A 25,183-nucleotide genomic window follows, 5' to 3' on the forward strand; every position below is an offset into this window, starting at 1 on the left:
TCTTTTAAATTAAAATCTAACACATAAAAAAAAGGGCAATAAATAAAATTATTGCCCTTTTTTAATATTAACTAATTTTTAGTTATTATTTCTATGTTGGTCTCTAGCAATTAACGTATTCTTTAACAGCATAGCAATAGTCATTGGTCCTACCCCACCAGGAACTGGTGTTATAAAACTTGCTTTTTTACTTACTGTTTCAAAATCTACGTCACCCGTGATATAGTAACCTTTCTCAGAATCATCAGGAACTCGTGTGATTCCTACATCAATAATTACAGCGTCATCTTTAACCATTTCTGCTTTTAAGAATTTAGGAATTCCTAATGCTGAAATAATAATATCTGCTTGAGATGTAATTTGTGTAATATTTTTAGTGTGACTGTGTGTTAGTGTCACTGTAGAGTTTCCTGGAAAACCTTTTCTTCCCATTAAGATACTCATAGGACGGCCAACAATGTGAGAACGACCGATAACAACCGTATGCTTCCCTTTAGTCTCAACACCATAACGATCTAATAACTCTAAGATTCCAAATGGAGTTGCAGGAATAAACGTTGACATATCCAAAGACATTTTTCCAAAGTTCATTGGGTGAAATCCATCGACATCTTTATTAGGATCTACCGCCATTAATACTTTCTGCGTATTAATTTGAGGAGGTAATGGTAACTGAATAATGAAACCATCAATATCATCGTTAGCATTTAATTCTGCTATCTTGTCTAATAATTCTATTTCGCTAGTTGTGTTTGATAATCTTACCATGGTAGACTCAAATCCAACACGCTCACACGCTCTAACTTTACTACCAACGTAAGTTAAACTCGCCCCATCATTACCAACTATAACAGCTGCTAAATGCGGCACTTTTTCACCATTAGCCTTCATCTTATCGACCTCAGCTTTGATTTCGTTTTTAATATCGTTACTTACTTTTTTACCGTCTAAAATTGTCATGCTTTTGGTTATTGTTTTCTTGCAAAAGCGCTATTGCGCAAAAAATTACTGGTTTATAAATTATAATATTTTAAAATCTACTGAAGCCTGTTTTAAAGATAAATACTTTAAACTCTACTTAGGCATATTTTGCATCATCTGCATCATACGTTTTCCACCTCCGCCTTGCATCATCTTCATCATTTTACTCATCTGAGTAAATTGCTTCAAAAGCTGGTTTACTTCTTGAACAGAAGTTCCTGAACCTTTACCAATTCTCTTTTTACGACTTGCATTTATCACTGCAGGATTAGCACGTTCTTCTGGTGTCATAGAATGAATAATGGCTTCAATTCCTTTAAAAGCATCATCATCGATATCGATATCTTTCATCATTTTTCCTGCTCCAGGAATCATGCCTACTAAATCCTTCATGTTACCCATTTTCTTGATCTGCTGAATTTGTTTTAAGAAATCATCAAACCCAAACTGGTTTTTAGCAATCTTCTTTTGAAGTTTTCTTGCTTCCTCTTCGTCAAACTGCTCTTGTGCACGTTCAACTAAAGAAACAACATCTCCCATTCCTAAAATACGATCTGCCATACGTGAAGGATAGAAAACATCAATTGCTTCCATCTTTTCACCTGTACCTATAAATTTAATTGGCTTGTTTACGACAGACTTAATAGAAATTGCAGCACCACCACGTGTATCACCATCTAATTTGGTAAGAATAACACCGTCAAAATTTAAGATATCATTGAAGGCTTTTGCTGTATTAACAGCATCTTGCCCTGTCATAGAATCCACAACAAATAATGTTTCTTGTGGCTTAATTGCTTTATGAATGTTTGAGATTTCAGTCATCATGGCTTCATCTACAGCTAAACGACCTGCGGTATCAATAATTACCACGTTATGTCCGTTTGCTTTAGCATGAGCAATACCTGCCTGCGAAATAGCTACAGGATCTGTATTTCCTCTATCACTAAAAACCTCAACACCTATTTGATCTCCTACAACATGTAATTGATCTATTGCAGCCGGACGATAAACATCACAAGCTACCAATAAAGGTTTCTTAGTTTTTTTGTTTTTTAAGTAATTGGCAAGTTTACCAGAAAAAGTAGTTTTACCAGATCCTTGAAGACCTGACATTAGAATTACACTCGGGTTACCAGAAAGATTAAGTCCTTCTGCATCACCACCCATTAATTCAGTTAACTCATCTTTAACGAGTTTCACCATTAATTGGCCTGGTTGTAACGTAGTCAATACATCTTGACCAAGTGCTTTTTCTTTTACACGAACGGTAAATTCTTTAGCAATTTTAAAGTTAACATCGGCATCTAAAAGCGCTCTTCTTACTTCTTTAAGTGTCTCAGCAACATTAACTTCTGTAATGCTTCCATGACCTTTTAATACGTGTAACGCTTTATCTAACTTATCACTTAAATTATTGAACATGTTTCTAGTATTCTATTTTCAGTCTGCGGATTAGCAGTCTGTGTTATTTTAATAAGTTGCAAATTTAAGAATTTATGAGGGAATTATGAATGTGTTTAAGAAAATGATTTTAATCTAAGCGTGAAAGACTAAAAATCGTTAAAATAGTTTTCCGAAAGAATCATTATTTTCTTTACATTTAAATAAAAAAAAGAGCTGCTCATGGCAGGCAGCCCCTTTTCCTAATCAACTTAACTTAATCATTTTTCTTTTAATCACAGGTGCGATCTAGCACTATTTCGAGATTACTGTCTGTAAGATCATGAAGCACAAACTGATTTGCCGTACACTCTACAATTAGCCAACTTCCGTTTATAGCTTCAATGTTTAGTGCAGCTACATTTGAAAACGTTACAACAACACCTTCATTTGTTTGAGATAGTGACCAACCAGCATCTATTATATTATTAGCACCATAAACAACCATAATTCCTGAATCTTGTTCAAAATCGAGATTATAACTGGCTAAATTATCACTTCCATTATAGTTGGTAATATTCCATAAGCATGAGGTCAATGCTCCTTCTACGTCTTCTATAGTGCAACTCCCCGCATTACAATCTTCTGCAATTAATGTTACCTCGAAGATTTCATATTCATCATTTATGGCTTCAATTCTTATATATACTTGACTGACTAAAGTTTCAAACGCTTCTGTATTTTCTATAGCATTAGTGTTATTTTCTGCATCTATTAGTGTTTCATGAAAAGAAGAAAAATAAGGAACAATGCAATCTACTAGTCCAATGGTATTAGCACTTAAATTATAAATAGGAATGTTATTAGAACCGTTACAAGTTGTAATTTCATAATTATCGAAACAACTAAATGGATTGTTTAAATTGCAATCTTGTTCTAAAGTGAATTCAAAATCAGCTCTACTAATTTCTAATCGACCATCCTCACATTCTACAATAAGCCAATCTCCTTCTAATGTTTCTTGAAATGCTGTTAATTCGGATAAGGTTAAAACAACACCATTTTCGGTTGTAGATAAACCCCAACTTCCACCAATTGCAGATGCTGCCACTCCTTCAGAAATTTGTAGTTGCCCATCAGAATTAAAAATCATCCAATCATTTTCAAAGTTTACAGAGCCATCAGTAAGAGTCCAAGCACACTCCATTAAATCTATCAAAACATCATCTTCAACACAGTTATCATTTTCAACTTCACAAAACTGCTCTGCGGCCTCTATGGCATCACTTAATTCTTCATTGTTATTGACCTCTATAGTTTCGCCATTAGCATATTCTAAATTAATAGGATAATATAAACTTACTATTAATGTATTATTTTCTTCTTCTAAATCATTTAAAAAGTTATGCAATGCTTCGTCATTATTAACAACGACTGCCTCAATTAGACTAAATTCTGAATCAAAAACAGAAAAAGACAATGGATAAATAAAATCCACACATTCAATATATTCATATTGATTATCAGAACATTCATTTATTAACTCTAGAAGTTGATCTTCATTTTCAATTAGAATCTCACTGTAATCTATAAAAATGACAGTCACGGGATATACAAGATCTATATTTTCTTCATTGACCGTAAAATCCCCATGTAATTGCTCTAACTGTTCTAAGTCAATTTCGCTTTCTATAACTATAGTTGAACCATCTACAATAACCGTGACTGGCAATTCTATAGTAAAGCAACTTGTTCCATCTAAGATATCATCTACAGTGCTAAAATTCGCAGCCATATTGCTCATCAGATTTGATAAAGCAGAATCTGGAACTATCGTTTCTTGCTCGGAAGAATTTTCAACTTCGTGAATCTCATCTTGACAAGATGTAAGACAAAAAAGGGCAAAAAAGAAGTAAAGTAGGATTCTATTAAAATTCAATTGTTTAAGATTTGGGTTATATCTTTTTATTATATAACAAGTTACGAAAAAAATCTCCTACTATAATAATTAAAAATTTTATTTCTAATTTGTAAGCCCTATAAAAACCCATGAGTCAACCTTTACATGATAACATTTGCGAATCGCAATTATTTGAGCGTTTGTATAAAAAGTACGCTAAAAACTTGCACGATTTTTTGTATTACAAATTTGGAGCGCACTTAAACCCGCAAGACAAAGTACAAGAGGCGTTTATTAAACTTTGGCAAAACTGTGGTAAAGTTGCACCGCCTAAAGCGAAGAGTTTTTTATTTACAACAGCAAATAATTTAATGCTTAATGCTGTAGCGCACCAAAAGGTTATTTTAAAATACAATGAAAAACCACAAAGAAGAAACACCAATGAAACCCCTCTGTTTATTTTAGAGGAAAAAGAATATCATATTAAGTTACAAAAAGCTATTGGCAATTTAACCGAAGCACAACGTGTTGCTTTTTTAATGAATAGAGTTGAAGGTAAACGTTTTAAAGAAATTGCAACACTCTTAGATATTTCTGTAAAAGGTGTTGAAAAACGCATATACGGTGCTTTAAAAAAATTACGAGAGGAAATTGATGAACTTTAAAGAGTAGGAGTTTTAAAACTTAAACTGTTATATAGTTGAAAACATATTTTAAAACGATTCTGTTTTGTAATCGTTCTTAATGCTATTGAAAAACAAATGAATAGAGAAGAGCTCATAAAAAAATGGCTAGACCATAACCTCAATATTGAAGAGCAACATGCTTTTGAAAAGTTAGAGGATTACTCTCAATTGCTAAAAATAGATTCTACTTTAAAAAACTTTAGAGCACCAGACTTCACTACTGAAAAGTCTTATAAAACCTTACAACCTTTACTAAAATCTAAGACAACTAAAACAAATACTTGGCATAAATCTTTCTTTAAAATTGCTGCTATTTTTATGATAGGGTTTAGTTTCTATTATTATACTACAACTTTAGATACAGAAATTCATACAAAAATTGCAGAGCAGTCTACCATTCAATTACCTGACGCCTCACGTGTAAATCTAAATGCAAATTCTACCGTAACATTTAATAAAAGTAATTGGGATAAAACTAGAGCTGTTCAGCTAAAAGGGGAAGCTTTTTTTAAAGTTGCTAAGGGTCAAAAATTTGATGTTATCACTGATGATGGTATTGTTAGTGTTTTAGGAACACAGTTTAATGTTAAACAACGTGGATCTTACTTTGAAGTTACATGCTTTGAAGGGCTTGTTTCTGTTGCTCATAATGGCAAAACGGTAAAACTAAAACCTGGAAATAGTTTTAAGGTTATAGACGGAAAACAAATTGCAGATATTAAAGAAACTGCTATACAACCGCATTGGCTTAAAGGAGAAAGCAATTTTGAAAGTGTCCCTCTTAAACATGTCATTGCAGAACTAGAAAATCAGTATAACGAAAGTATTACAACAGAAAATATTGATACATCTCGCTTGTTCACCGGAAGTTTTACTCATAATAATTTAGATTTAGCATTGAAATCTGTTACAATACCTTTAAATTTAAGCTATAGTAAATCAGGAAAATCTATTTTATTAAAGCGTGAATAAAAAATTAAAGCTTTTAGGTTTTTTATTTTTAATGTTTTCTATGTGTAACTTAACTTATGGTCAAGTACAACAGGAAGAAAAAGCACTTGTTCAAATTCTTCTAGAATTAGAAAAAAAACACCATATTAAATTTTCTTTTGAAACTAAACTTATTGAAGGTATTTCAATTCTTCCATTAGCTTCAAACCTATCTTTAGAAGAAACAATAAATCAACTAAACCTAGTTACTAAACTAAACTTCAAAACATTAAGCAATCGATTTATTGCTATATCTACTAAGAATAAGTTAAGTAATCCAAACAGCATTCAACAACTTAATGAAGTTATCATTTCTAATTATTTAACCAAAGGAATATCTAAGATTAACAACGGAACAATAAAAGCAACCCCCAAAGCTTTTGATATTTTACCTGGACTTATAGAACCCGATGTTTTACAAATAGTTCAAAGTTTACCTGGTATAATCAGTGTTGATGAACGCGTATCTAATATCAATGTTAGAGGCGGCACAAATGATCAGAATCTAATTATATACGAAGGCATAAGAATGTATCAATCTGGTCATTTTTTTGGATTAATATCCGCTTTTAATCCTTACCTAGCGGAAGATATTACAATTTCTAAAAACGGAACTAGTGCTAGGTTTGGTAACGCAGTATCGAGCACAATAGCCATTAAAAACAGAGATCAATTAGATCAGAAAAATAGTGTTAGTATTGGCGGAAACCTATTAAGTATTGATGGGTTTGCGAAAGTTGCTTTAACTGAAAAAACAGAAATTCAAGTATCTGCAAGACGCTCTTACACCGATGTATTGGTTACAGAAACTTACGACGCTTATTTTAATCGCATTTTTAGAGACTCAGAGTTAAACGAATCTAACACAACCAACACCCAATTAGCCTTAGACGAACGTTTTATTTTTTATGACTTTAATGCTAAGTTTTTATATGATATTAATGATACTTCTAAGTTTCGATTAAATTTATTAACGATATCTAACCATTTAGATTACAACCAAGCTTTTATAACATCTGAACACACTTTACAAGAAACTAGAAGTGAATTAAACCAAGAGAGCCAAGGAGCTAGTGCTAATTATTATAAGCTAGTAAATAGTAATCTTAAATTATCTACTCAAGTCTATTATTCACATTATGATTTAGATGCTACAAATAAAAACACATCCAATAACACCACTTTACAACAAGAAAATAAAGTTGAAGATTTTGGTTTACGATTAGACATAACTAAAACCGTTAACGATGATCTTAACTTTAATGGCGGTTACCAATTTAATGATGTCAGCGTTACGTATTCTGAAGATGTTACGAATCCTAATTACACAAGTCTAAATAAAGAAATTGTTAGAACACATTCTCTTTTTGGCGAGATTGAATGGTACTCTCCAACTCAACACACACATATTAGATTAGGTTCTAGAATTAACTATTTTAGCAAATTATCTGATTTTTTAATTGAACCTCGGTTTTCTATAAATCATAAATTTCTAGATTATTTTAGACTTGAGGTTTTAGGTGAACTAAAAAGTCAATCTATTACGCAAATCATTGACTTACAACAAGATTTTTTCGGTATTGAAAAACGCCGATGGCAACTTGCAAACGGAAATGATGTTCCTCTAATTACTAGCGAACAACTTTCATTAGGCTTGAGCTATAGTCAAAACAATCTATTAATTTCTTTGGAAGGCTACTATAAAAGTGTAAATGATATTACCGCAAAAAGTCAAGGCTTTCAAAATCAATTTCAATTTACTAATGACATTGGTAATTACTCCGTAAAAGGTTTAGACTTCCTTATTAATAAGCGTTTCAATGAGTTTAGCACATGGCTGGGTTATACCTGGAGTAAAAACGATTATACTTTTAGCACCCTTAATGCCAACGAATCTTTCCCAAACACCCTAGATATAAGACATGTTGCAAATGCTTCAATCACTTATAATATTGATCATTTAAAAATAGGACTAGGCCTTAATTGGCATTCAGGAAGACCTTATACTTCTGTATCAGATATCCAAGATAGCAGCAATTCGAACATCGCATACAACTCACCAAATAATGCTCGCTTAAACGATTACTTTAGAACTGATATTTCAGCTATTTATGATTTTTTAATTTCTGAAGGTATTGATGCTGAATTAGGTGCTTCTGTTTGGAATCTCTTTAATCAATCGAATACTATAAATCGTTATTACAGCAAAAATTCAGATGGAGAAGTTAAAGAGGTTAACAATCAATCTTTACAATTGACACCAAATCTTAGCTTTAGAATCAATTTTTAATATTAGATATTATTACGTTGCCCCATGTTTATTTAAACTTAATTAAAAACCTTAAACAACAAAACGTCCACCGATAAGGCAGACGTTTAAAATAAGTTAGTGTATACAACAAACAGTTATCTTAATTCCAAGAACCTACATACGTTCTGGAACTGCGATACCTAAAAGACTTAATGCATTCTTTATCGTTTGACTCACTGTTTTAGATAAATCAACTCTAAACCTTTTTTCTTCATCCGTATCAGCACCAAGAATAGATACATTTTGATAGAATGAATTAAATCCTTTAACCAACTCGTAAGTATAATTAGCAATTAATGCAGGACTGTGTTGTTCTGCCGCATTTTGTATTATCTCAGGAAATTGTTCTAATTGTTTTATCAATTCCTTTTCTTTTTCATGAAAAGAGATATCAGGCACATTTGATGATACATTAACACCAATATTCGCTTTTCTTAGTATCGATTGAATTCTTGCATAAGTATATTGAATAAAAGGCCCTGTATTCCCTTGAAAATCGATAGATTCTTTAGGGTCGAATAAAATCCTTTTCTTAGGGTCTACTTTTAGAATGTAATATTTTAAAGCTCCTAAACCAATTGTTTTATAAAGCTCGTTTTTTTCAGCTTCATCGTATTCTTCAAGCTTCCCTAATTCCTTAGAAATTTCTTCAGCCGTATCAGCCATTTCCTCTATTAAATCATCAGCATCTACAACAGTTCCTTCTCTACTTTTCATTTTTCCACTTGGTAAATCTACCATACCATAACTTAAGTGGAATAGATTTTTTGCCCAATCAAAACCTAATTTTTTCAAAATTAAGAACAATACTTTAAAATGATAATCTTGCTCATTTCCTACCGTATAAACCATACCACCAACATCTGGGTAATCTTTAATACGTTGAATTGCTGTACCAATATCTTGAGTCATGTAAACAGCTGTACCGTCTGCACGAAGTACAATCTTACGGTCTAAACCATCTGCCGTTAAATCGCACCATACAGAACCATCTGCATCTTGCTCAAAAACACCTGTTGATAAACCTTCTGCAACAAATTCTTTCCCTAACAAATAGGTATTACTTTCGTAGTAATAAGTATCAAAATCAACACCTATATTTTTGTAAGTCACATCAAAACCATCATAAACCCATTGGTTCATTTTATTCCAAAGTGCCACAACACCTTCATCACCAGCTTCCCATTTAATCAACATTTCTTGAGCTTCCAGTAACAAAGGTGCGTTTTTCTTAGCTTCTTCTTCTGATTGACCTTGAGTCATTAATTCTGAAATTTCAACTTTATATTCTTGGTCGAACTTCACATAATAATTCCCAACTAACTTATCACCTTTTAAATCTTGAGTTGGTGTTTCACCCTTTCCAAATTTTTGGTAAGCTAGCATACTTTTACAAATATGAATTCCTCTATCGTTGATGATTTGCGTTTTATAAACTTTCTTTCCTGAAGCCTTTAAAATTTCGGCAACACTATATCCTAAAAGCACATTTCTAACATGTCCTAGGTGCAAAGGTTTATTAGTGTTTGGCGAAGAATATTCAACCATTACTGCGTTATCACCCTTCTGATCTTCAAAACCGTATTTAGCGTCATCTTTTATGGATTGAAAGAAACGAAAGTAATAATTATCACTTATTTCAATATTTAAAAACCCTTTTACAACATTAAATCCTTTTACAAAATCTACATTATCTAGCAGGTATTGACCAACTTGTTCGCCTATAACAACAGGATTTCCTTTAACCACGCGTAACATCGGAAATACAACAACTGTGACATCACCTGCAAATTCTTTGCGTGTTGCTTGAAATTCTACTGATTGTAATTCCGATTGAAACAACGCCTTAATCGCTGCTTTTACATGTAATTCTAAAGTCTCTTGAAGCTTCATATTTTGCTGTATTTTTGGTGTTTTAAAACGTGGGCAAAGATAGAAGTTTTATTGTTTTATAGAACCTCATCATAAACATAATTATTCAGCTTATAAAACTCATAGCCAAGGCATACACTTTAGTTAACTTGAAATTGAATATTATTGAGTAATTCAATTAAAAAGTAGTTAAATTATTACCTTTACATAGACACATTGCAATTGCTCTTTTCAAAAACTTAAAAATAGACTTAAACACAGCAATAATTTACTGTTACAATTTCATTTTCAAACCTCAAAACAGAATAACGAATAAATTTAACTACACAATATAAACATTAAAACACCTCGCTTAACAAAACCATAACAAACTGAAAATCAATAAACAACTTAAAAAGTGTATTTCATCGATAAAACAGCATTACTACTGCTAAATTTACCTTTCACCGATAAGTCCGTTTTTTTTTAAATTCATTTAGTCATTTAATCTAATTTTTTTGCTTTAAATCCTAATAATTAGCATATTCACTTTCATAATAGCACTTTTGACTTGCTATTAATTTATGTCCCAAAACATTAATGAAGCTTAATAATCAAACATTAACAATATTGTTATTGTTTTGTGTTAACTTAATTTTTTGTCCTTCCATAAAAGTTGATAAAACCAAAACAGCGCAATTAAGTTTAACGCTACTTTAAGATGAAACAGTTATTTACATTAGCTGTTTGTCTTCTGTCGTTTGCTGTTTTTTCTCAAAATGAAAAAATAGATAAACTAACGGTGCAATTAGCATACTTAAATGCAGACTCTACAAAAGTAAAGCTATCTCTTGCGCTTATAGATGAACTTTATGCTCATAAAGATTATAGCATGGCTCTACTCTATGCTAACGAAACTTCTAAACTTTCTGAAGACCTTAACTATACTAAAGGACAGGCTGAAAGCTGCTACTATAAAGCTTTAATTTTTACAGAACGTAACGACTATTATAACGCCTTAGATTGTTATAATAAATCCAGAAATTTCTATTTAAAAATAAGAGATACACTTGGTATTGCAAGAGTAAGTAATAGCATTGGGCTTATTGAAATAAGAAGAGGAAACTACACTTTAGGGTTGCAAAATTCATTATCGGCAATAGACATTTTTGAAGAAAAATATTTACAAGATGAGCTAAGTTCTGCTTATAATAACCTTGCTGAAGCTTACCATAAAACAAATCAAATTGATAAGTCAATAGAATTTAACTTTAAGGCCTTAGAAGTTAGACAGCTTATAAATGATAGTAATGGCATCATACAATCAACTAAAAATATAGCAGAGCTTTATTCTTTTTTAAAGGAACACCGTAAATCTATTGAATACTACGAAAAAGCACTAGAACTACTAGATTCTAAAACAGATCAAGACTTAAGAGGAGAAATCCTTCCTAAATTAGGTAGTGAATATTTACGTTTTAATGAATATGATAAAGCTTTACATTACTTATCGGAGGGCTTAAAATACAACAGAGAAAACCAGAATAACCAAGGCCTTTTAAGAACACTTAATGCATTTGGTAATTTAAGTCTTAAACAGAAAAAAATAAAATTAGCAGAAAGCCAATTAAATGAAGCTTACACTATTGCTAATAATATAGATAATAAAACAGAGCTTTTAAAAAATTATAAATTACACATTGAGCTAGATTCTACACTTGGATATTTTCAAAGAGCCTTCTATTGGCAAAACAGATTTTACAAATTAAGGGATTCTCTTAATAAGGCAGATGAACCTGTATTTCCAAAAAACATAGAACACTTAAACTTAATTGAAGATCAATCAGAAAACAAGTTATTAGACAAGCCAAAACAGTTAACTTTTGGATATAGCCCTTACCCCTTGTATGTAGCGATAGTTATAATAATTCTATTAGTCCTATTATTAATCTTTAGCTATTTAAAGACCAAATCTCACTACGCCGAGTTAAAACAACAAAAAATTGAATTAGCTGAAGAGAAAGTAAAAACAGAAGCTATACTTGAGCACACTCATCATTTAGAAGAAGTAAACCAGGTTAAAGACAAACTATTCTCTATTGTTTCTCACGATTTAAAAGATTCAATCTCTTCAATTAAAGCTTTTTTAGATTTATTAAATGAAGATAGCATTACTAAAGAAGAGTTCTTCGAATTAATTCCTGAATTAAGTGAAAATGCAAATAATGCATCATCATTACTATATAATTTATTGAACTGGTCTAAATCTCAAATGCAAAATTTAGAACCTAAGCCTGAATTATTTAACATTCAAGAAGTGTTTCAAATCAAAATGGCATTGGTAGAACAAAAAATTGAAGACAAACAGATTATTTTAATTGATGAATCTCAACGCGATTTCATTTATGCTGATAAAAGTATGGTGGAAATTGTAATCCAGAATTTAATTACAAACGCTGTTAAATTTAGTAAGAAAGGTGATGTAATTACAATTTCTAATCAAGATGTTAATGGTAGATCTTTAATTTCAATAGAAGACACAGGTGTTGGTATCCCAAAAGAAAACATAAACAAACTTTTTGCTGCACATAAAAACTTTACAACCACAGGTACTCAAAATGAGAAGGGAACTGGTCTAGGTTTAACTATAGCAAAAGATTTAGTTGAATTAAACAACGGTAAAATCTGGGTTGAAAGCACAGTGAATGTTGGCAGTAAGTTCTTTATTGAACTTCCTAAAGCTGAATCTAGAGCTTAAAACCAACTAACACTGATAATCAGAATAGAAACTAAATTAACTTTTAGGAAGAAATACTTCAGCCATCATACAACGGGCACTTCCACCACCACATGTTTCAATGGTCTCTAATGAACTTGAAATAATAGCACAAAACTTTTCAATATTGTTTATTTGAGATTTAGTTAAACTATTATGAGCTGCTTCGCTCATTACTAAGAAACGTTTATCATTTTCACCTTGTAACTGCAACATGTTTCCAGCAAAACTATGCATCTGAGCCTCTGTGATAGAAATAATTTCTTTTCCATCTTGCCTTAAATGTTTCACAACACCTTTACGCTCTTTTTTATCATCAATACTATCTAAACAGATCACAGCAAATTTTTCTGCGATACACATCATAACATTGGTATGGTAGATTGGTAATCTTTTATCTTCAACAGATTGATAAGCCGTAAAAATCACGGGGCTATATTCAAAATCTTCACAAAACTCTATAAATAACTCTTCATCAGCTCTTGGAGATAGTGCACAATAAGCTTTTCTATTTACTCGGTCTAATATAACACTACCCGTACCTTCTAAGAAAAACCCTTCGTGTTCTGCTGAAGTATAATCAACTACGTTTTCTATTAAAAACCCTTCTTCTTCAAGCCTAATAAAAACTTCATCTCTACGCTCTCGTCTTCTGTTCTCAGCAAACATTGGATATTTTGCTACATCACCATTACTATGAAAACTCACCCAATTATTAGGGAAAATAGAATCTGGCGTGTCATTGGTTTTATCATCTTCTTCTACAATGACATTAATACCTACTGCTCTTAATTTTTCTACAAAAGCGTCAAATTCATTTTGCGCTTTGGCATTAATTTCAGCATTTTTTAAATCTAATTCTTCTTGAAAATAATTATTAATAGCTGTTTGCTCATTCATCCTAAAGTTGATAGGACGAATCATTAATATAGTGTTAGTCGTTTGTTGCATTAAAAATATAGAGTGTAAAATTAAATGCAAAGTTATAATTTTTTATATAGAAATAACGTTAAAATCAATCCTGTTATCCTCATGAATATCAAACGATTTTACGCTTAGAAAACATTTATGTTTATTATAGTAAGGTCACTATTTATAACAACTACAAAAGATTTATCAAAAACGTATTTATGGTCTTTTCATTGATAGGTAATAAAACTGAACCACTCGTTATTATACTAAAAATAAGGATAACTTATTGCTTGTAACTAAATCTCTTAAAGAACCACCCTAACTATAATATTATTTTTAAGTATTGTTGCTCGTATATGTTTTCATGTTAATTATTATAAGTAAATTGTAGGTCAAATTCTACATAATGAAAAAATTATTACTACTAACCTTATTATTAGTTGCTTGTAACGAAAAAACGGATAAACCAGTTGAACCTGAAACTCAACCTAAACCAGATTTCACTACCGTTTTTGAAATAAGTGAAGGATTAGAAACAGCAACTTACAATGAAACTATAGCTTATTATGAAGCATTAGCTAATACATATTCAGAAATTTCAACGCAAGAAATTGGTAAAACAGACGCAGGTAAACCTTTACATATTGTTACATTAAACATGAAGGGTTCTGGTGCAGATTTTGAAACCCTAAAAAAAAATAATAGAATTATTTTAATCAACAACGGTATTCACCCAGGGGAATCTGACGGAATTGATGCTACCATGATGCTTTTTAGAGATATCGCTGAAGGTAAAGTTGAAGCACCAAAAAATACAATTGTAGTAACTATTCCTATTTATAATATAGGTGGAAGTTTAAATAGAAATTCTACGAGTAGAACCAACCAAAATGGACCAGAAGAATATGGTTTTAGAGGCAATGCTCGTAATTACGATTTAAATCGTGATTTTATAAAATCGGACACTGAAAACGCAAAAACATTTGCTCAAATTTTTCATTTAGTACAACCTGATATTTTTATAGATAACCACGTTAGTAATGGTGCAGATTATCAATATACATTAACCCATTTATTTACACAGCATAATAAATTAGGTGGTACGCTTGGTGACTTTATTCACACGGAAATAATGCCAACATTAGAACAAAAACTAGAAACTAAATCTTGGGACATTACACCATATGTCAATGTTTTTAACCGCACACCAGATTCAGGATTTTCACAGTTTTTAGATACACCTCGTTATTCTACGGGTTACACTACTTTATTTAACACGCTTGGTATGATGGTAGAAACTCACATGCTTAAACCTTATAAACAACGTGTAGAAGGCACTTATGAAGTTATAAAAAGCATGATTGAAATCACTGAAGAACAAGGTGAGAAAATAACGAAACTCAGAAAGCAACAAGCTAAATTATGGACTGCTGGTAACCATTACCCTTTAGCCTGGGAAGTTGACACCACCAAATCATCAACAAGAGATTTTAAAGGTTATGAAGGCGAAATGATTCCGAGTGAACTTACCGGAGCCACACGTTTAAAATATGACAGAGCTAAGCCTTTTACTAAAGAAATTAATTATCAAGATTATTTTAAAGCTACAGATTCTGTTACCATTCCTAAAGCCTATATCATTCCACAAGGATGGCATAACGTCATTGATTTATTAAAATTAAATAATGTGGCCTTCACTCAATTTGAAAACGATACAACTCTCACCGTTGAATCTTATAAAATAGGAAATTATGAAACCCGAAAATCACCTTACGAGGGGCACTACGCTCATTACAATACAGAAGTAACAACGTCTAGCAAAAAAATAACATTTAGAAAAGGTGATTATTTGATTTCTACAAATCAAAAGGCAATACGTTATTTAATTGAAACATTAGAACCAACGCCTATAGATTCTTTTTTTAACTGGAATTTCTTCGACACCATTCTACAACAAAAAGAAGGTTTTTCACCTTATGTTTGGGAAGATAAAGCTGAAGAACTTTTAAAAGGAGATAAAAAACTTCAAATGGAATTTAACGTAAAAATCAGTTACGATGATGAATTTGCAAATAGTTGGTATGCACAATTAGATTGGTTACATAAACAAAGCAAACATTATGAGAAGGCTCATTTACAATACCCTGTTTATCGCGTAAAATAATCCTTGCGTAATAATAATATATTTAACTTTCTGAATTACAATAAATAATTATATCATGAAAAATAAAATTTTTAGTCTATTGTTTTTGGTTCTAATAGTTAGTTGTGCATTAGAATCTAAATTTGGGTTACCAAATGACGAAGAAATTAATACAGAATTAATAGGAACTTGGCTTGATATAAAAGCAAACGAAATGCTTATGATTAAAAAAAATAACGAAATGAGTTATAAACTGATTCCTAATGACAGTACAGAGATCATTTCTTATTCTAAAAAAATTAAAGGGTTTAATGTTTTAAACATCGTTACAAATGACAACGGAGTTAAAACAAATTCCTTCTTTGGTTTTGAACTTAGAAATGACACATTAGAATTCTCTGAAGTAAATAAAGACCTAAAAGAAACTGATTTTAATTCTCAAGCTGAATTAATTAAATTTTTCAATGAAAATATTGATAAAAAAGGATTCTTTATTAATCATACAATAGTAATTAGAGAGTAAAAAACGATATATAGAACTAATTTAAGACCTTATTTTCAACACATTAAAATCTGAAAAATGTTTTTAAACGAATGTAAAAGCAATTAAAAAATAATATACATTTACTTAAAATTATAATAGCGTAATGCACTCTAAATGAATAAATATATTGTTGTAAATCAACCTGAAAAATGGAACTTTTCAATTGATAATATAACTGTAATTTCTGCTCAAGATTATCTTACAAATCCTAAGTATTCTTTATTAAAAAATGCACGTATTTTTAATTTGTGCAAAGATTACTCGTATCAATCTAAGGGGTATTACGTATCACTTTTGGCAGAAGCCAGAGGTCACTTACCAATTCCAACTACAAAAAACATTGTAGATCTTAAAGCTTTAAAATTAGTAAGAATAGTCTCTGATGAATTTGATGATGTTATTCAACAAAGTTTAAAGAACATTAAATCGCAAGATTTTACGCTAAGTATTTATTTTGGACAAAATGTAGCTCAGAAATACAAAAACTTAAGTGCTTTGTTTTATAAGCATTTTCAAGTTCCGTTTTTACGTGTTAATTTTAACCATACAACAAAATGGAACATTCAGGGTATTAAAGCGATTTCAGAATCTGAAATTCCAGAAGAACACAAACCTAGCGTTCGCGAATTTGCTAATCAGTATTTTTCTAAGAAAAGATATGACACTGCTAAAGTTGCCAATCATGATTTTGACTTGGCTATTTTAGTTAACCCCAATGATCCGGCTCCACCAAGTAATCCTAAAGCCTTAAAAAAGTTTATAGAAATTGCTGAAAAGATGAATATCTATGCAGAGATTATTGAACCCAAAGATTTATCGAGACTCTCTTCTTTTGATGCATTATTTTTAAGACAAAGCACGGAGGTGAATAATGAAGCCTACACTTTTGCCAGAAAAGCACAACAAGAAGGCATAGCGATCATAGATTATCCAAATGCCATTTTAAAATGCTGCAACAAAGTATATATGGCAGAAGCCATGAACAATGCTAACATTAGTACACCAAAAACAGTCATTGTACACAGTAATAATCGGAATTCTGTTTTAGAACAAACAGGATTACCTTGTGTGTTAAAAGCACCAGATTCTACTTTTTCGTTTGGCGTTAAAAAAGCACAAACACAAGAAGAGTATGATATTCTAGTAACAGAAATGCTTAAGGAATCTGATTTAATAATTGCCCAAGAGTTTTGTCCTTCAGATTATGATTGGCGTATTGGTATTATAGATAATAAACCTTTTTTTGCTTGTAAATATTATATGGCAAAAGGCCATTGGCAAATTTACAATTGGAAAGCAACCAATAAAAACGAACAAGATGGTGATGCTGATTGTTTAGCAATTGAAGATGTGCCAAAAAACGTTATTGATATCGCACTAAAATCTGCTAAATTAATGGGACTTGGACTCTATGGTGTTGACATAAAAGTTGTAGATGGCAAATTAATGGTTATTGAAATTAACGACAATCCTAATATTGATTTTGGTGTAGAGGATGCGCATTATGGAGATGTCGTTTACAAAAAGATTCTTACTGCACTTAAAAAACGACTAGAGTAAATAATGATTAAAAAATATCACTTATTCGAAGTTTATGGAATTGAACTCGAATATATGTTAGTTAACAATAAAACATTTAAAGTTGCGCCTCAAGTTGATGAACTACTCACCTTAAAAGCTGGTAAAATAGAAGCAGATATTGATAACGGAGCTATTGCTTGGAGTAACGAATTGGTTGCGCATGTCATTGAACTAAAAACTAATGGACCAGCAAAAAATACAGATGATTTATCCGACAAATTCCATGCTAACATTTTAGAAATTGATACACTTTTACAGCCATTAGATTTACAGCTTCTGGGCTCTGCATCTCACCCTCTGATGAATCCAAACACAGATACACAACTTTGGAAACACAGTTATAGTAAAGTTTATGCACTTTACAATACTATTTTCAATTGCAAAGGTCACGGTTGGAGTAATGTGCAAAGCACACATATTAATCTACCATTTTATGATGACAAGGAATTTGAAAAACTACATGCAGCAATTAGAATCATCTTACCTATTTTACCAGGATTATCTGCGAGTTCACCAATTTTAGAAGGAAAAATAACAGAATTTAAAGACACAAGATTAGAGTTTTATAAAACGAATCAAAAAGAAATCCCTGAATTAACGGGTTTGGTAATTCCGGAACGGACATTTTCAAAATTAGATTATTATGCTACAATTTTAGAACCTATAAAACGCGCCATTCAACCTTATGATAAAGACAAAATTTTAGATCAACATTTTCTAAATTCTCGTGGTGCTATTGCTCGTTTTGACAGAAATGCAATTGAAATACGTTTGCTAGATATTCAAGAATGTCCCAAAGCAGATATTGCTATTTGTGCATTAATTATTGAAGTTTTAAAAGCGTTAGTCAATAAAGAATTTGGCACTGTGAAAGATCAAAAATCATGGACTAAAGAAGACTTATTTCCTATTTTGAATGACTCTATAAAACACGCCGAAAATTCTAAAATTAAAAATAAAGACTATTTAAAATTATTCGGAATAAAAGAGTCTTCAAGTGTTAGTGAACTTTGGAAACACTTATACCAATCTGTAAAACCAAAATTGCACCAATCTCATTATACTGCAGTTGAATTAATTTTGAAAGAAGGCACTTTGGCTACAAGAATACTCAAAGCAGTTGGTACTGAAAATAATGACACTCATATTATTTCAGTTTACAGACAGCTTCAAAAATGTCTACAAGCTAATGAATTATTTCAACCTTGAAACTCGTTTTAACTTGTGAGCATGGCGGAAACGAAATTCCTACGACTTACAAAAAGCACTTTAAAAATAAAGTTATTTTAAAAACTCATCGCGCTTTAGATTTGGGTGCTTTAGATCTATTTCAAACTTTAAAACCGTTATCTGACGCTTCTTATTTCAGCACAACATCACGTTTATTAATAGAACTAAATCGTTCATTACATCATAAAAACTTATTTTCTGAGTACATAAAAGACCTCACTAAAATTGAGAAAACAAAAATTATAAATATTCATTATTTACCGTACAGAACATCTGTAGAAGATAATATTAGAAGCTTTATTAAAAAGGGTGATTCAGTACTTCATTTATCTATTCATAGTTTTACACCTTCTTTAAATGGAGAAAATAGAAACTGTGATATTGGCTTATTGTATAATTCTTCTAACAAACAAGAAAAACAGTTGTGCAAACAATTAAAGTTAGAACTTTTAAAACAAGACCCGAACTTAAACGTAAGATTCAACTATCCGTATTTAGGAAAAGCTGATGGGTTTACAACCTATTTAAGAAAACAATTTTCAGTACATTATTTAGGAATTGAAATTGAAGTGAATCAGAAATTTACAAAAGACAACCTATTTGATTCTGGTATAAAAACAAAACTATTTAATGCTGTTTCGATATTAAATTCTAAATAAGATTTCTACACTGCATTAGGCAGCAGTCCGTTAATGTGAATGATTTTAGTAGAAGAAAAGGTCTATTAAGAAGTACTGTTAATTTAAGCCTAAATTTAAAAAAGCGTTTTCAAAATTACAAGTACATAATTTTGAAAACGTTTTTTAGCTACACAATAAAACTGTTTTAAACCAATATCCTAATATTTGCATAACTATTCTCTAAAGCTTTTTGAGATGCTTTATCATCTAACCACTCTACTTTAGTAATACCCTCTTTTTCTTGAGGAAACAATTGACCATTAAAACTTGTTTTCATTTCAAACCAATGCGTAATTTTTATTCTAAGTTTACCATGACGTTTAAAAATATGATAAGTCGTCGGTATTGCTTTCACAATTTTTAGACCCTCAACACCTGTTTCTTCTTCAACTTCTCTAATCGCTGTTTCTTCAATAGTTTCATTGCGTTCAGCTTTTCCTTTTGGCAAATCCCATTTATCATTTCTATAAATAAAGAGAATTTCACCTTTATCGTTATAAACTTTACCTCCACCAGCAACAACATTCGGTAATAGCTTCAAAAACTTTTTAAGTAACTTATCCTCATTCTTATGTATTAAATGCACGGCCTTTAAATCCGTATTATTTAAAGTCTTTATGACTTTACCAATATTCACGGATTTTAAAAGAAAAGATTTAAAGTCAGTTTCCTTAGTATTCTCAGTAGTTAAAATTATAGGTTTATCACCTACATATATAGTGTACATCGTTTCGGTTGTTTCAACATTCTATATGTAAAAATATTATTTTTTTCGAGAAAGTATTTGAAATGAAAATTTAATTAATTTAAAATTTCTTAAGATTTAAAAATCATTATTTTTGTAATATGATTTTTAACAAAGACACCGCCAAAAAAACAGCCGAAGTTTTACTGCAAATTAATGCTATAAAATTACAACCCGAAGATCCTTTTACTTGGGCTTCTGGCTGGAAATCTCCAATTTATTGTGATAATAGAATTGTATTATCATTTCCGCTTGTAAGAAATTACATTAGAGAAACAATTGCTAAAAATATTGAAACGCTTTACGGTAAACCAGATGTAATTGCTGGTGTCGCCACTGGTGCAATAGGAATTGGAGCTTTAGTTGCAGAATATTTAAATCTGCCTTTTGTATATGTTAGACCAGAAGCAAAAAAGCATGGTCGTCAAAACCAAATTGAAGGTTATATTGAAAAAGGACAAACTGTTGTTGTTGTTGAAGATTTAATCAGCACCGGAATGAGCAGTCTTAATGCTGTTACGGCTTTAAATGAAGCCGAAGTTAAGGTAAAAGGCATGGTTGCCATTTTTTCTTACGGATTTGATATTGCTAAGAAGAATTTTGAAGAAGCCAATGTAGAATTACACACCCTTGGTAATTATGAAAATTTATTAGAACAAGCTTTAGACAATGACTATATAACAAAAGATCAGCAAGACATTTTAGCAAAATGGAATGCAAATCCAAGTGAGTGGAACGCTAATTGATATATAAAAGTACAAGTGTTAGGTGGTGCAGTTAATAAAAGAATATTTTATTAAAACGTCTGCCATTAACTTAGCAAAACAACAACTTAACAATAAAAAAAGATGAAATTAGAATCTCCAAAAGTAACTTTAGATAAATCAGCTGAATCTACCTTTAATTTTTTATCTGATGTTAAAAATTTTGAAAGCTTAATGCCTGAAAACATAAGTAAATTTGAAGTTTTGGACAACGATAAATTTCTTTTCGCATTAAAAGGAATGCCAGAAATTGTATTGAAGAAAAAAGAAGCAATCCCTAATAGTAAGATTGTTTTAGGTGCAGCAGGCGGAAAATTAGATTTTTCTTTAATCGCAGATATTACAGAAATTGAACCTAACAAAACGGAGGTGAAATTAAATTTTGAAGGTGAATTTAATGCCATGATGGGTATGATGATTAAAGGCCCTATCAGTAAATTTATTGAGACTTTGGTTACCAATATGAAAACTGAAATCTAAAAATTTATAATTCCAAGTTTGGATTTAATAGAGCAGTTTTATTTCCTTTAAATCAAAGGATCTAATAATGTCATCTTCAGTCCAAACTTGTAATTGTCCATTTTCTGTTACTCCTTGTATTATTCCTGCAAAGCGTCGATTGTCACTTACTGTTAAAAATGTAGATGGCTTATCTTTTCTAAATAACTCACCTTCATATGCGGTCTTAATTTCATAAAACCGCTTAGATTCTAAGATTTTAAAATAAAATTGCAGCTGTTTTAATACCTCTGCAAGCACTTCATCTTTATTATAAAGAACTCCCGTAAGCAAGCTCATGGAGGAAGCTTGAGGCAAATTATCAAAAAATTTTTGATTTACATTAAGTCCAAATCCAATTATAGAACCTTGAAGTTGATTATTTTTTATGACATTTTCAATTAAAACTCCACATATCTTCTTGTCCGCTGACAAAATGTCGTTAGGCCATTTAACATGCAATCTAGGTATTTTTAAGATACTCAAAGCTCTAATAATTGCTAACGCCACAGTCATACTTATATAAAACTGATCGGTAACATTAAAACCTGGCAATCTTTTAAACACACTAACAGTAAGGTTTTTTCCGCCTTCCACCTTCCATTTTGCGCCCATTTGACCCTTACCTTTAGTCTGCGAATCTGCAACCACAACACTGTAATCTTTAGGTAGAGATACCGTTGCCAAATCTTTTAGATAGGTATTTGTAGACTCAATGGCATTAAGTTTGATTATGTACATTTACTAGGCAAATTTATTTTATAGTTTTCTTATGACATTATGCGCCTACAAGAACGAAAAATATAATAACTTTGCACAAAATTAATACAAATTAATGACTAAAGATAAAATCCCTACAGACCAACTCATTACAACAATCATCGGAGGCATCGAGGAAGTAAAAGGAAAAGAGATAACAATATTAGATTTACGAGAAATAGAAAATACTGTTTGTGATTATTTTATTGTTTGTGAAGGTTCTTCAAACACACAAGTAAACGCCATTGTCAGTTCTGTTCAAAAACAAGTTAGTAAAGCATTAAAAGATAAGCCTTGGCATGTTGAGGGTACAGAAAATGCTGAATGGGTTTTAATGGATTATGTTAATGTTGTGGTACATGTGTTTCAAAAACATATTAGAGAATATTACAATATTGAAGAGCTTTGGGGAGATGCTAAAATCACTAAAATTGAAACAAGTTACTAAATAAACACACACGCTTAGAATGGCAAAAGACAATAAAAACTTAAACAAAAAACCGAAATTAAATCCTTATTGGATCTACGGAATCATTATAGCTGTATTTATATCATTTCAGATTTTTTCTGGAGGATTTGGTGAATCTACAGGCACACAAACAACTCCTGCACAATTCTTGGATTATTTAAATCAAGGGCAAGTAGACAAAATAGAAATTGTAAATAAGAGAGAAGCTCGTGTATTCTTAACTAAAGAAGCTAAAGAGCAAGCACCTCACAAAAAAACAAATTCTAATTCAATATTTCCTTCTGCAACTCCTTCACCAAACTATAAGTTTGAATTTGGGGATCTTCAGAATTTTGAAAAAGAAGTTAATCAAGTTATTAAAGATAATAACCTGAGTACAGAATTGGTATATGAAACAGAACATAATGTATGGGGAGATTTCCTTTTAACATTATTACCATTTGTATTAATTATTGGTGTTTGGATTTTTATTATGCGTCGTATGTCTGGTGGCGGAGGCGGAGGAGCTGGTGGTCAGCTTTTCAATATTGGAAAATCTAAAGCTAAACTTTTTGATGAAAAAATTGATATAAAAACATCTTTCAAAGATGTTGCAGGTCTAGAAGGAGCTAAAGAAGAAGTACAAGAAATTGTAGATTTCTTAAAATTCCCAGAAAAGTATACCGCTTTAGGTGGTAAAATACCGAAAGGTGCATTATTAGTAGGACCTCCAGGAACAGGAAAAACATTATTAGCAAAAGCTGTTGCAGGTGAAGCTAAAGTTCCTTTTTTCTCTTTATCTGGTTCAGATTTCGTAGAAATGTTTGTTGGTGTAGGTGCATCTCGTGTTAGAGATCTATTTAAACAAGCTAAAGAGAAATCTCCTTCAATTATATTTATTGATGAGATTGATGCTATTGGTAGAGCAAGAGGAAAAAATAACATGTCTGGCTCTAACGATGAACGTGAAAACACATTAAACCAACTCTTAACAGAAATGGATGGGTTTGGTACTAACACAAACGTTATTGTGTTAGCTGCAACAAACAGAGCTGATGTATTAGATAGTGCATTAATGAGAGCTGGTCGTTTTGACCGTCAGATTTATGTAGATCTTCCAGATGTTAGAGAACGTAAAGAGATTTTTGAAGTGCATTTACGTCCACTTAAAAAAGAAGAAACTTTAGATATCGATTTCTTAGCAAAACAAACTCCAGGTTTTTCTGGTGCAGATATTGCTAATGTTTGTAACGAAGCGGCTTTAATTGCAGCTAGAAAAGGTAAAAAATCAGTAAATAAACAAGATTTCTTAGATGCTGTTGATAGAATTATTGGTGGTTTAGAAAAGAAAAATAAAATTATTACCCCGGCAGAAAAAAGAGCTGTTGCTTTTCACGAAGCTGGTCATGCCACAGTGAGTTGGATGTTAGAGCATGCTGCTCCTTTAGTTAAAGTAACTATTGTACCAAGAGGACGTTCTTTAGGTGCTGCATGGTATTTACCAGAAGAACGCTTAATTGTACACCCAGAACAAATGCTAGACGAAATGTGTGCTGCATTAGGTGGTAGAGCTGCAGAAAAAGTGATTTTTGATAAAATTTCTACAGGTGCCTTAAGTGACTTAGAAAAAGTAACTAAGCAAGCACGAGCTATGGTGACTGTTTACGGACTTAGCGATAAAGTTGGTAACTTAACGTATTATGATTCTTCTGGACAATCTGAATATGGTTTTACAAAACCATACAGTGAAAAAACAGCAGAACTTATTGATCAAGAAATATCTGATATTATTGAAAAACAATATCAACGTGCTATACATCTATTAGAAAACAACAAGGATAAATTAACCGAATTAGCAGAAGTGCTTTTAGATAAAGAAGTTATATTTAAAGATAACCTTGAGAAGATATTTGGTAAGCGCGCTTTTGAAACTCCTATATTAAATAGTGAAGAAGAAGCGTAGACCTTCATAGCCTACAATCATATAAAAAACTTAAATTA

20 protein-coding genes are annotated in these 25,183 nt (G+C 31.2%); 13 read left to right on the forward strand and 7 right to left on the reverse strand.

What is annotated here, in order from left to right; all coding sequences use genetic code 11:
• Positions 1-78: 78 nt before the first annotated feature.
• The 3 genes from HM985_RS13005 to HM985_RS13015 all read right to left on the reverse strand — a co-directional run bounded on the left by HM985_RS13005 (position 79) and on the right by HM985_RS13015 (position 4,303).
• A complete protein-coding gene (locus tag HM985_RS13005; protein ID WP_179376676.1) occupies positions 79-960 on the reverse strand; it encodes a bifunctional 5,10-methylenetetrahydrofolate dehydrogenase/5,10-methenyltetrahydrofolate cyclohydrolase in 882 nt (293 codons plus the stop codon).
• Between the two features lie 114 nt (positions 961-1,074).
• Positions 1,075-2,406 (reverse strand): signal recognition particle protein, encoded by a 1,332-nt coding sequence (ffh, locus tag HM985_RS13010; protein WP_179315600.1) that lies wholly within the window; start codon positions 2,404-2,406, stop codon positions 1,075-1,077.
• A 250-nt stretch (positions 2,407-2,656) separates the two neighbouring features.
• Positions 2,657-4,303: a hypothetical protein gene (locus tag HM985_RS13015; protein WP_179376677.1), complete on the reverse strand. Its 1,647-nt coding sequence runs from the start codon at positions 4,301-4,303 to the stop codon at positions 2,657-2,659.
• Positions 4,304-4,413: 110 nt separating this feature from the next.
• Here HM985_RS13015 and HM985_RS13020 point away from each other — a divergent pair, with 110 nt between their 5' ends.
• The 3 genes from HM985_RS13020 (at position 4,414) to HM985_RS13030 (ending at position 8,230) form a co-directional block, all read left to right on the forward strand.
• Positions 4,414-4,929, forward strand: coding sequence for an RNA polymerase sigma factor (locus tag HM985_RS13020; protein ID WP_179376678.1), 516 nt, complete (start codon positions 4,414-4,416; stop codon positions 4,927-4,929).
• Between the two features lie 96 nt (positions 4,930-5,025).
• Positions 5,026-5,922, forward strand: coding sequence for a FecR family protein (locus tag HM985_RS13025; RefSeq protein WP_179376679.1), 897 nt, complete (start codon positions 5,026-5,028; stop codon positions 5,920-5,922).
• Positions 5,915-8,230, forward strand: coding sequence for a TonB-dependent receptor plug domain-containing protein (locus HM985_RS13030; RefSeq protein WP_179376680.1), 2,316 nt, complete (start codon positions 5,915-5,917; stop codon positions 8,228-8,230). Before HM985_RS13025 ends, HM985_RS13030 begins: the two co-directional genes overlap by 8 nt.
• Positions 8,231-8,365: 135 nt before the next feature.
• Here the strand turns inward: HM985_RS13030 and argS are convergent, their stop codons facing one another.
• Positions 8,366-10,144, reverse strand: a complete 1,779-nt coding sequence (argS, locus tag HM985_RS13035; RefSeq protein ID WP_179376681.1) for an arginine--tRNA ligase — start codon at positions 10,142-10,144, stop codon at positions 8,366-8,368.
• Positions 10,145-10,823: 679 nt separating this feature from the next.
• Here argS and HM985_RS13040 point away from each other — a divergent pair.
• Positions 10,824-12,860, forward strand: coding sequence for a tetratricopeptide repeat-containing sensor histidine kinase (locus tag HM985_RS13040; RefSeq protein WP_179376682.1), 2,037 nt, complete (start codon positions 10,824-10,826; stop codon positions 12,858-12,860).
• Positions 12,861-12,896: 36 nt separating this feature from the next.
• On the opposite strand, the gene ctlX is transcribed toward HM985_RS13040, so the two are convergent.
• Positions 12,897-13,829 (reverse strand): citrulline utilization hydrolase CtlX, encoded by a 933-nt coding sequence (gene ctlX / locus HM985_RS13045; RefSeq protein WP_179376806.1) that lies wholly within the window; start codon positions 13,827-13,829, stop codon positions 12,897-12,899.
• A 367-nt stretch (positions 13,830-14,196) separates the two neighbouring features.
• Between ctlX and HM985_RS13050 the strand changes: the two genes are divergently transcribed.
• The 5 genes from HM985_RS13050 (at position 14,197) to HM985_RS13070 (ending at position 19,947) form a co-directional block, all read left to right on the forward strand.
• Positions 14,197-15,954: a M14 family metallopeptidase gene (locus tag HM985_RS13050; protein WP_179376683.1), complete on the forward strand. Its 1,758-nt coding sequence runs from the start codon at positions 14,197-14,199 to the stop codon at positions 15,952-15,954.
• A gap of 55 nt (positions 15,955-16,009) precedes the next feature.
• Positions 16,010-16,456, forward strand: coding sequence for a hypothetical protein (locus tag HM985_RS13055; RefSeq protein ID WP_179376684.1), 447 nt, complete (start codon positions 16,010-16,012; stop codon positions 16,454-16,456).
• 135 nt (positions 16,457-16,591) lie between these two features.
• Positions 16,592-18,037, forward strand: a complete 1,446-nt coding sequence (locus HM985_RS13060) for a RimK family protein (protein ID WP_179376685.1) — start codon at positions 16,592-16,594, stop codon at positions 18,035-18,037.
• A 3-nt stretch (positions 18,038-18,040) separates the two neighbouring features.
• The gene (locus HM985_RS13065) at positions 18,041-19,267 is read left to right on the forward strand and encodes a glutamate-cysteine ligase family protein (RefSeq protein WP_179376686.1); all 1,227 of its coding nucleotides are present in this window, start codon (positions 18,041-18,043) and stop codon (positions 19,265-19,267) included.
• A complete protein-coding gene (locus HM985_RS13070; protein ID WP_179376687.1) occupies positions 19,264-19,947 on the forward strand; it encodes an N-formylglutamate amidohydrolase in 684 nt (227 codons plus the stop codon). The genes HM985_RS13065 and HM985_RS13070 overlap by 4 nt, the downstream gene beginning before the upstream one ends.
• A 166-nt stretch (positions 19,948-20,113) precedes the next feature.
• On the opposite strand, the gene HM985_RS13075 is transcribed toward HM985_RS13070, so the two are convergent.
• Positions 20,114-20,695 (reverse strand): NUDIX hydrolase, encoded by a 582-nt coding sequence (locus HM985_RS13075; protein ID WP_179376688.1) that lies wholly within the window; start codon positions 20,693-20,695, stop codon positions 20,114-20,116.
• Positions 20,696-20,814: 119 nt separating this feature from the next.
• On the opposite strand from HM985_RS13075, the gene pyrE reads away from it, so the two are divergent.
• Positions 20,815-21,459 carry an orotate phosphoribosyltransferase gene (gene pyrE / locus HM985_RS13080; RefSeq protein WP_179376689.1) on the forward strand — a complete coding sequence of 215 codons (645 nt, stop codon included), beginning with the start codon at positions 20,815-20,817 and terminating at the stop codon, positions 21,457-21,459.
• Positions 21,460-21,561: 102 nt separating this feature from the next.
• Positions 21,562-21,957, forward strand: coding sequence for an SRPBCC family protein (locus tag HM985_RS13085; RefSeq protein ID WP_179376690.1), 396 nt, complete (start codon positions 21,562-21,564; stop codon positions 21,955-21,957).
• A 24-nt stretch (positions 21,958-21,981) separates the two neighbouring features.
• On the opposite strand, the gene HM985_RS13090 is transcribed toward HM985_RS13085, so the two are convergent.
• Positions 21,982-22,716 (reverse strand): biotin--[acetyl-CoA-carboxylase] ligase, encoded by a 735-nt coding sequence (locus HM985_RS13090; protein WP_179376691.1) that lies wholly within the window; start codon positions 22,714-22,716, stop codon positions 21,982-21,984.
• Between the two features lie 94 nt (positions 22,717-22,810).
• On the opposite strand from HM985_RS13090, the gene rsfS reads away from it, so the two are divergent.
• Positions 22,811-23,182 (forward strand): ribosome silencing factor, encoded by a 372-nt coding sequence (gene rsfS, locus HM985_RS13095; protein ID WP_179376692.1) that lies wholly within the window; start codon positions 22,811-22,813, stop codon positions 23,180-23,182.
• Between the two features lie 19 nt (positions 23,183-23,201).
• Entirely contained in the window at positions 23,202-25,145 is a 1,944-nt protein-coding gene (gene ftsH, locus HM985_RS13100) for an ATP-dependent zinc metalloprotease FtsH (protein ID WP_179376693.1), read from the forward strand.
• The last annotated feature ends 38 nt before the right edge of the window (positions 25,146-25,183 follow it).

The organism is Winogradskyella wichelsiae (assembly GCF_013403925.1).
Taxonomy (GTDB): Bacteria; Bacteroidota; Bacteroidia; order Flavobacteriales; family Flavobacteriaceae; genus Winogradskyella; species Winogradskyella wichelsiae.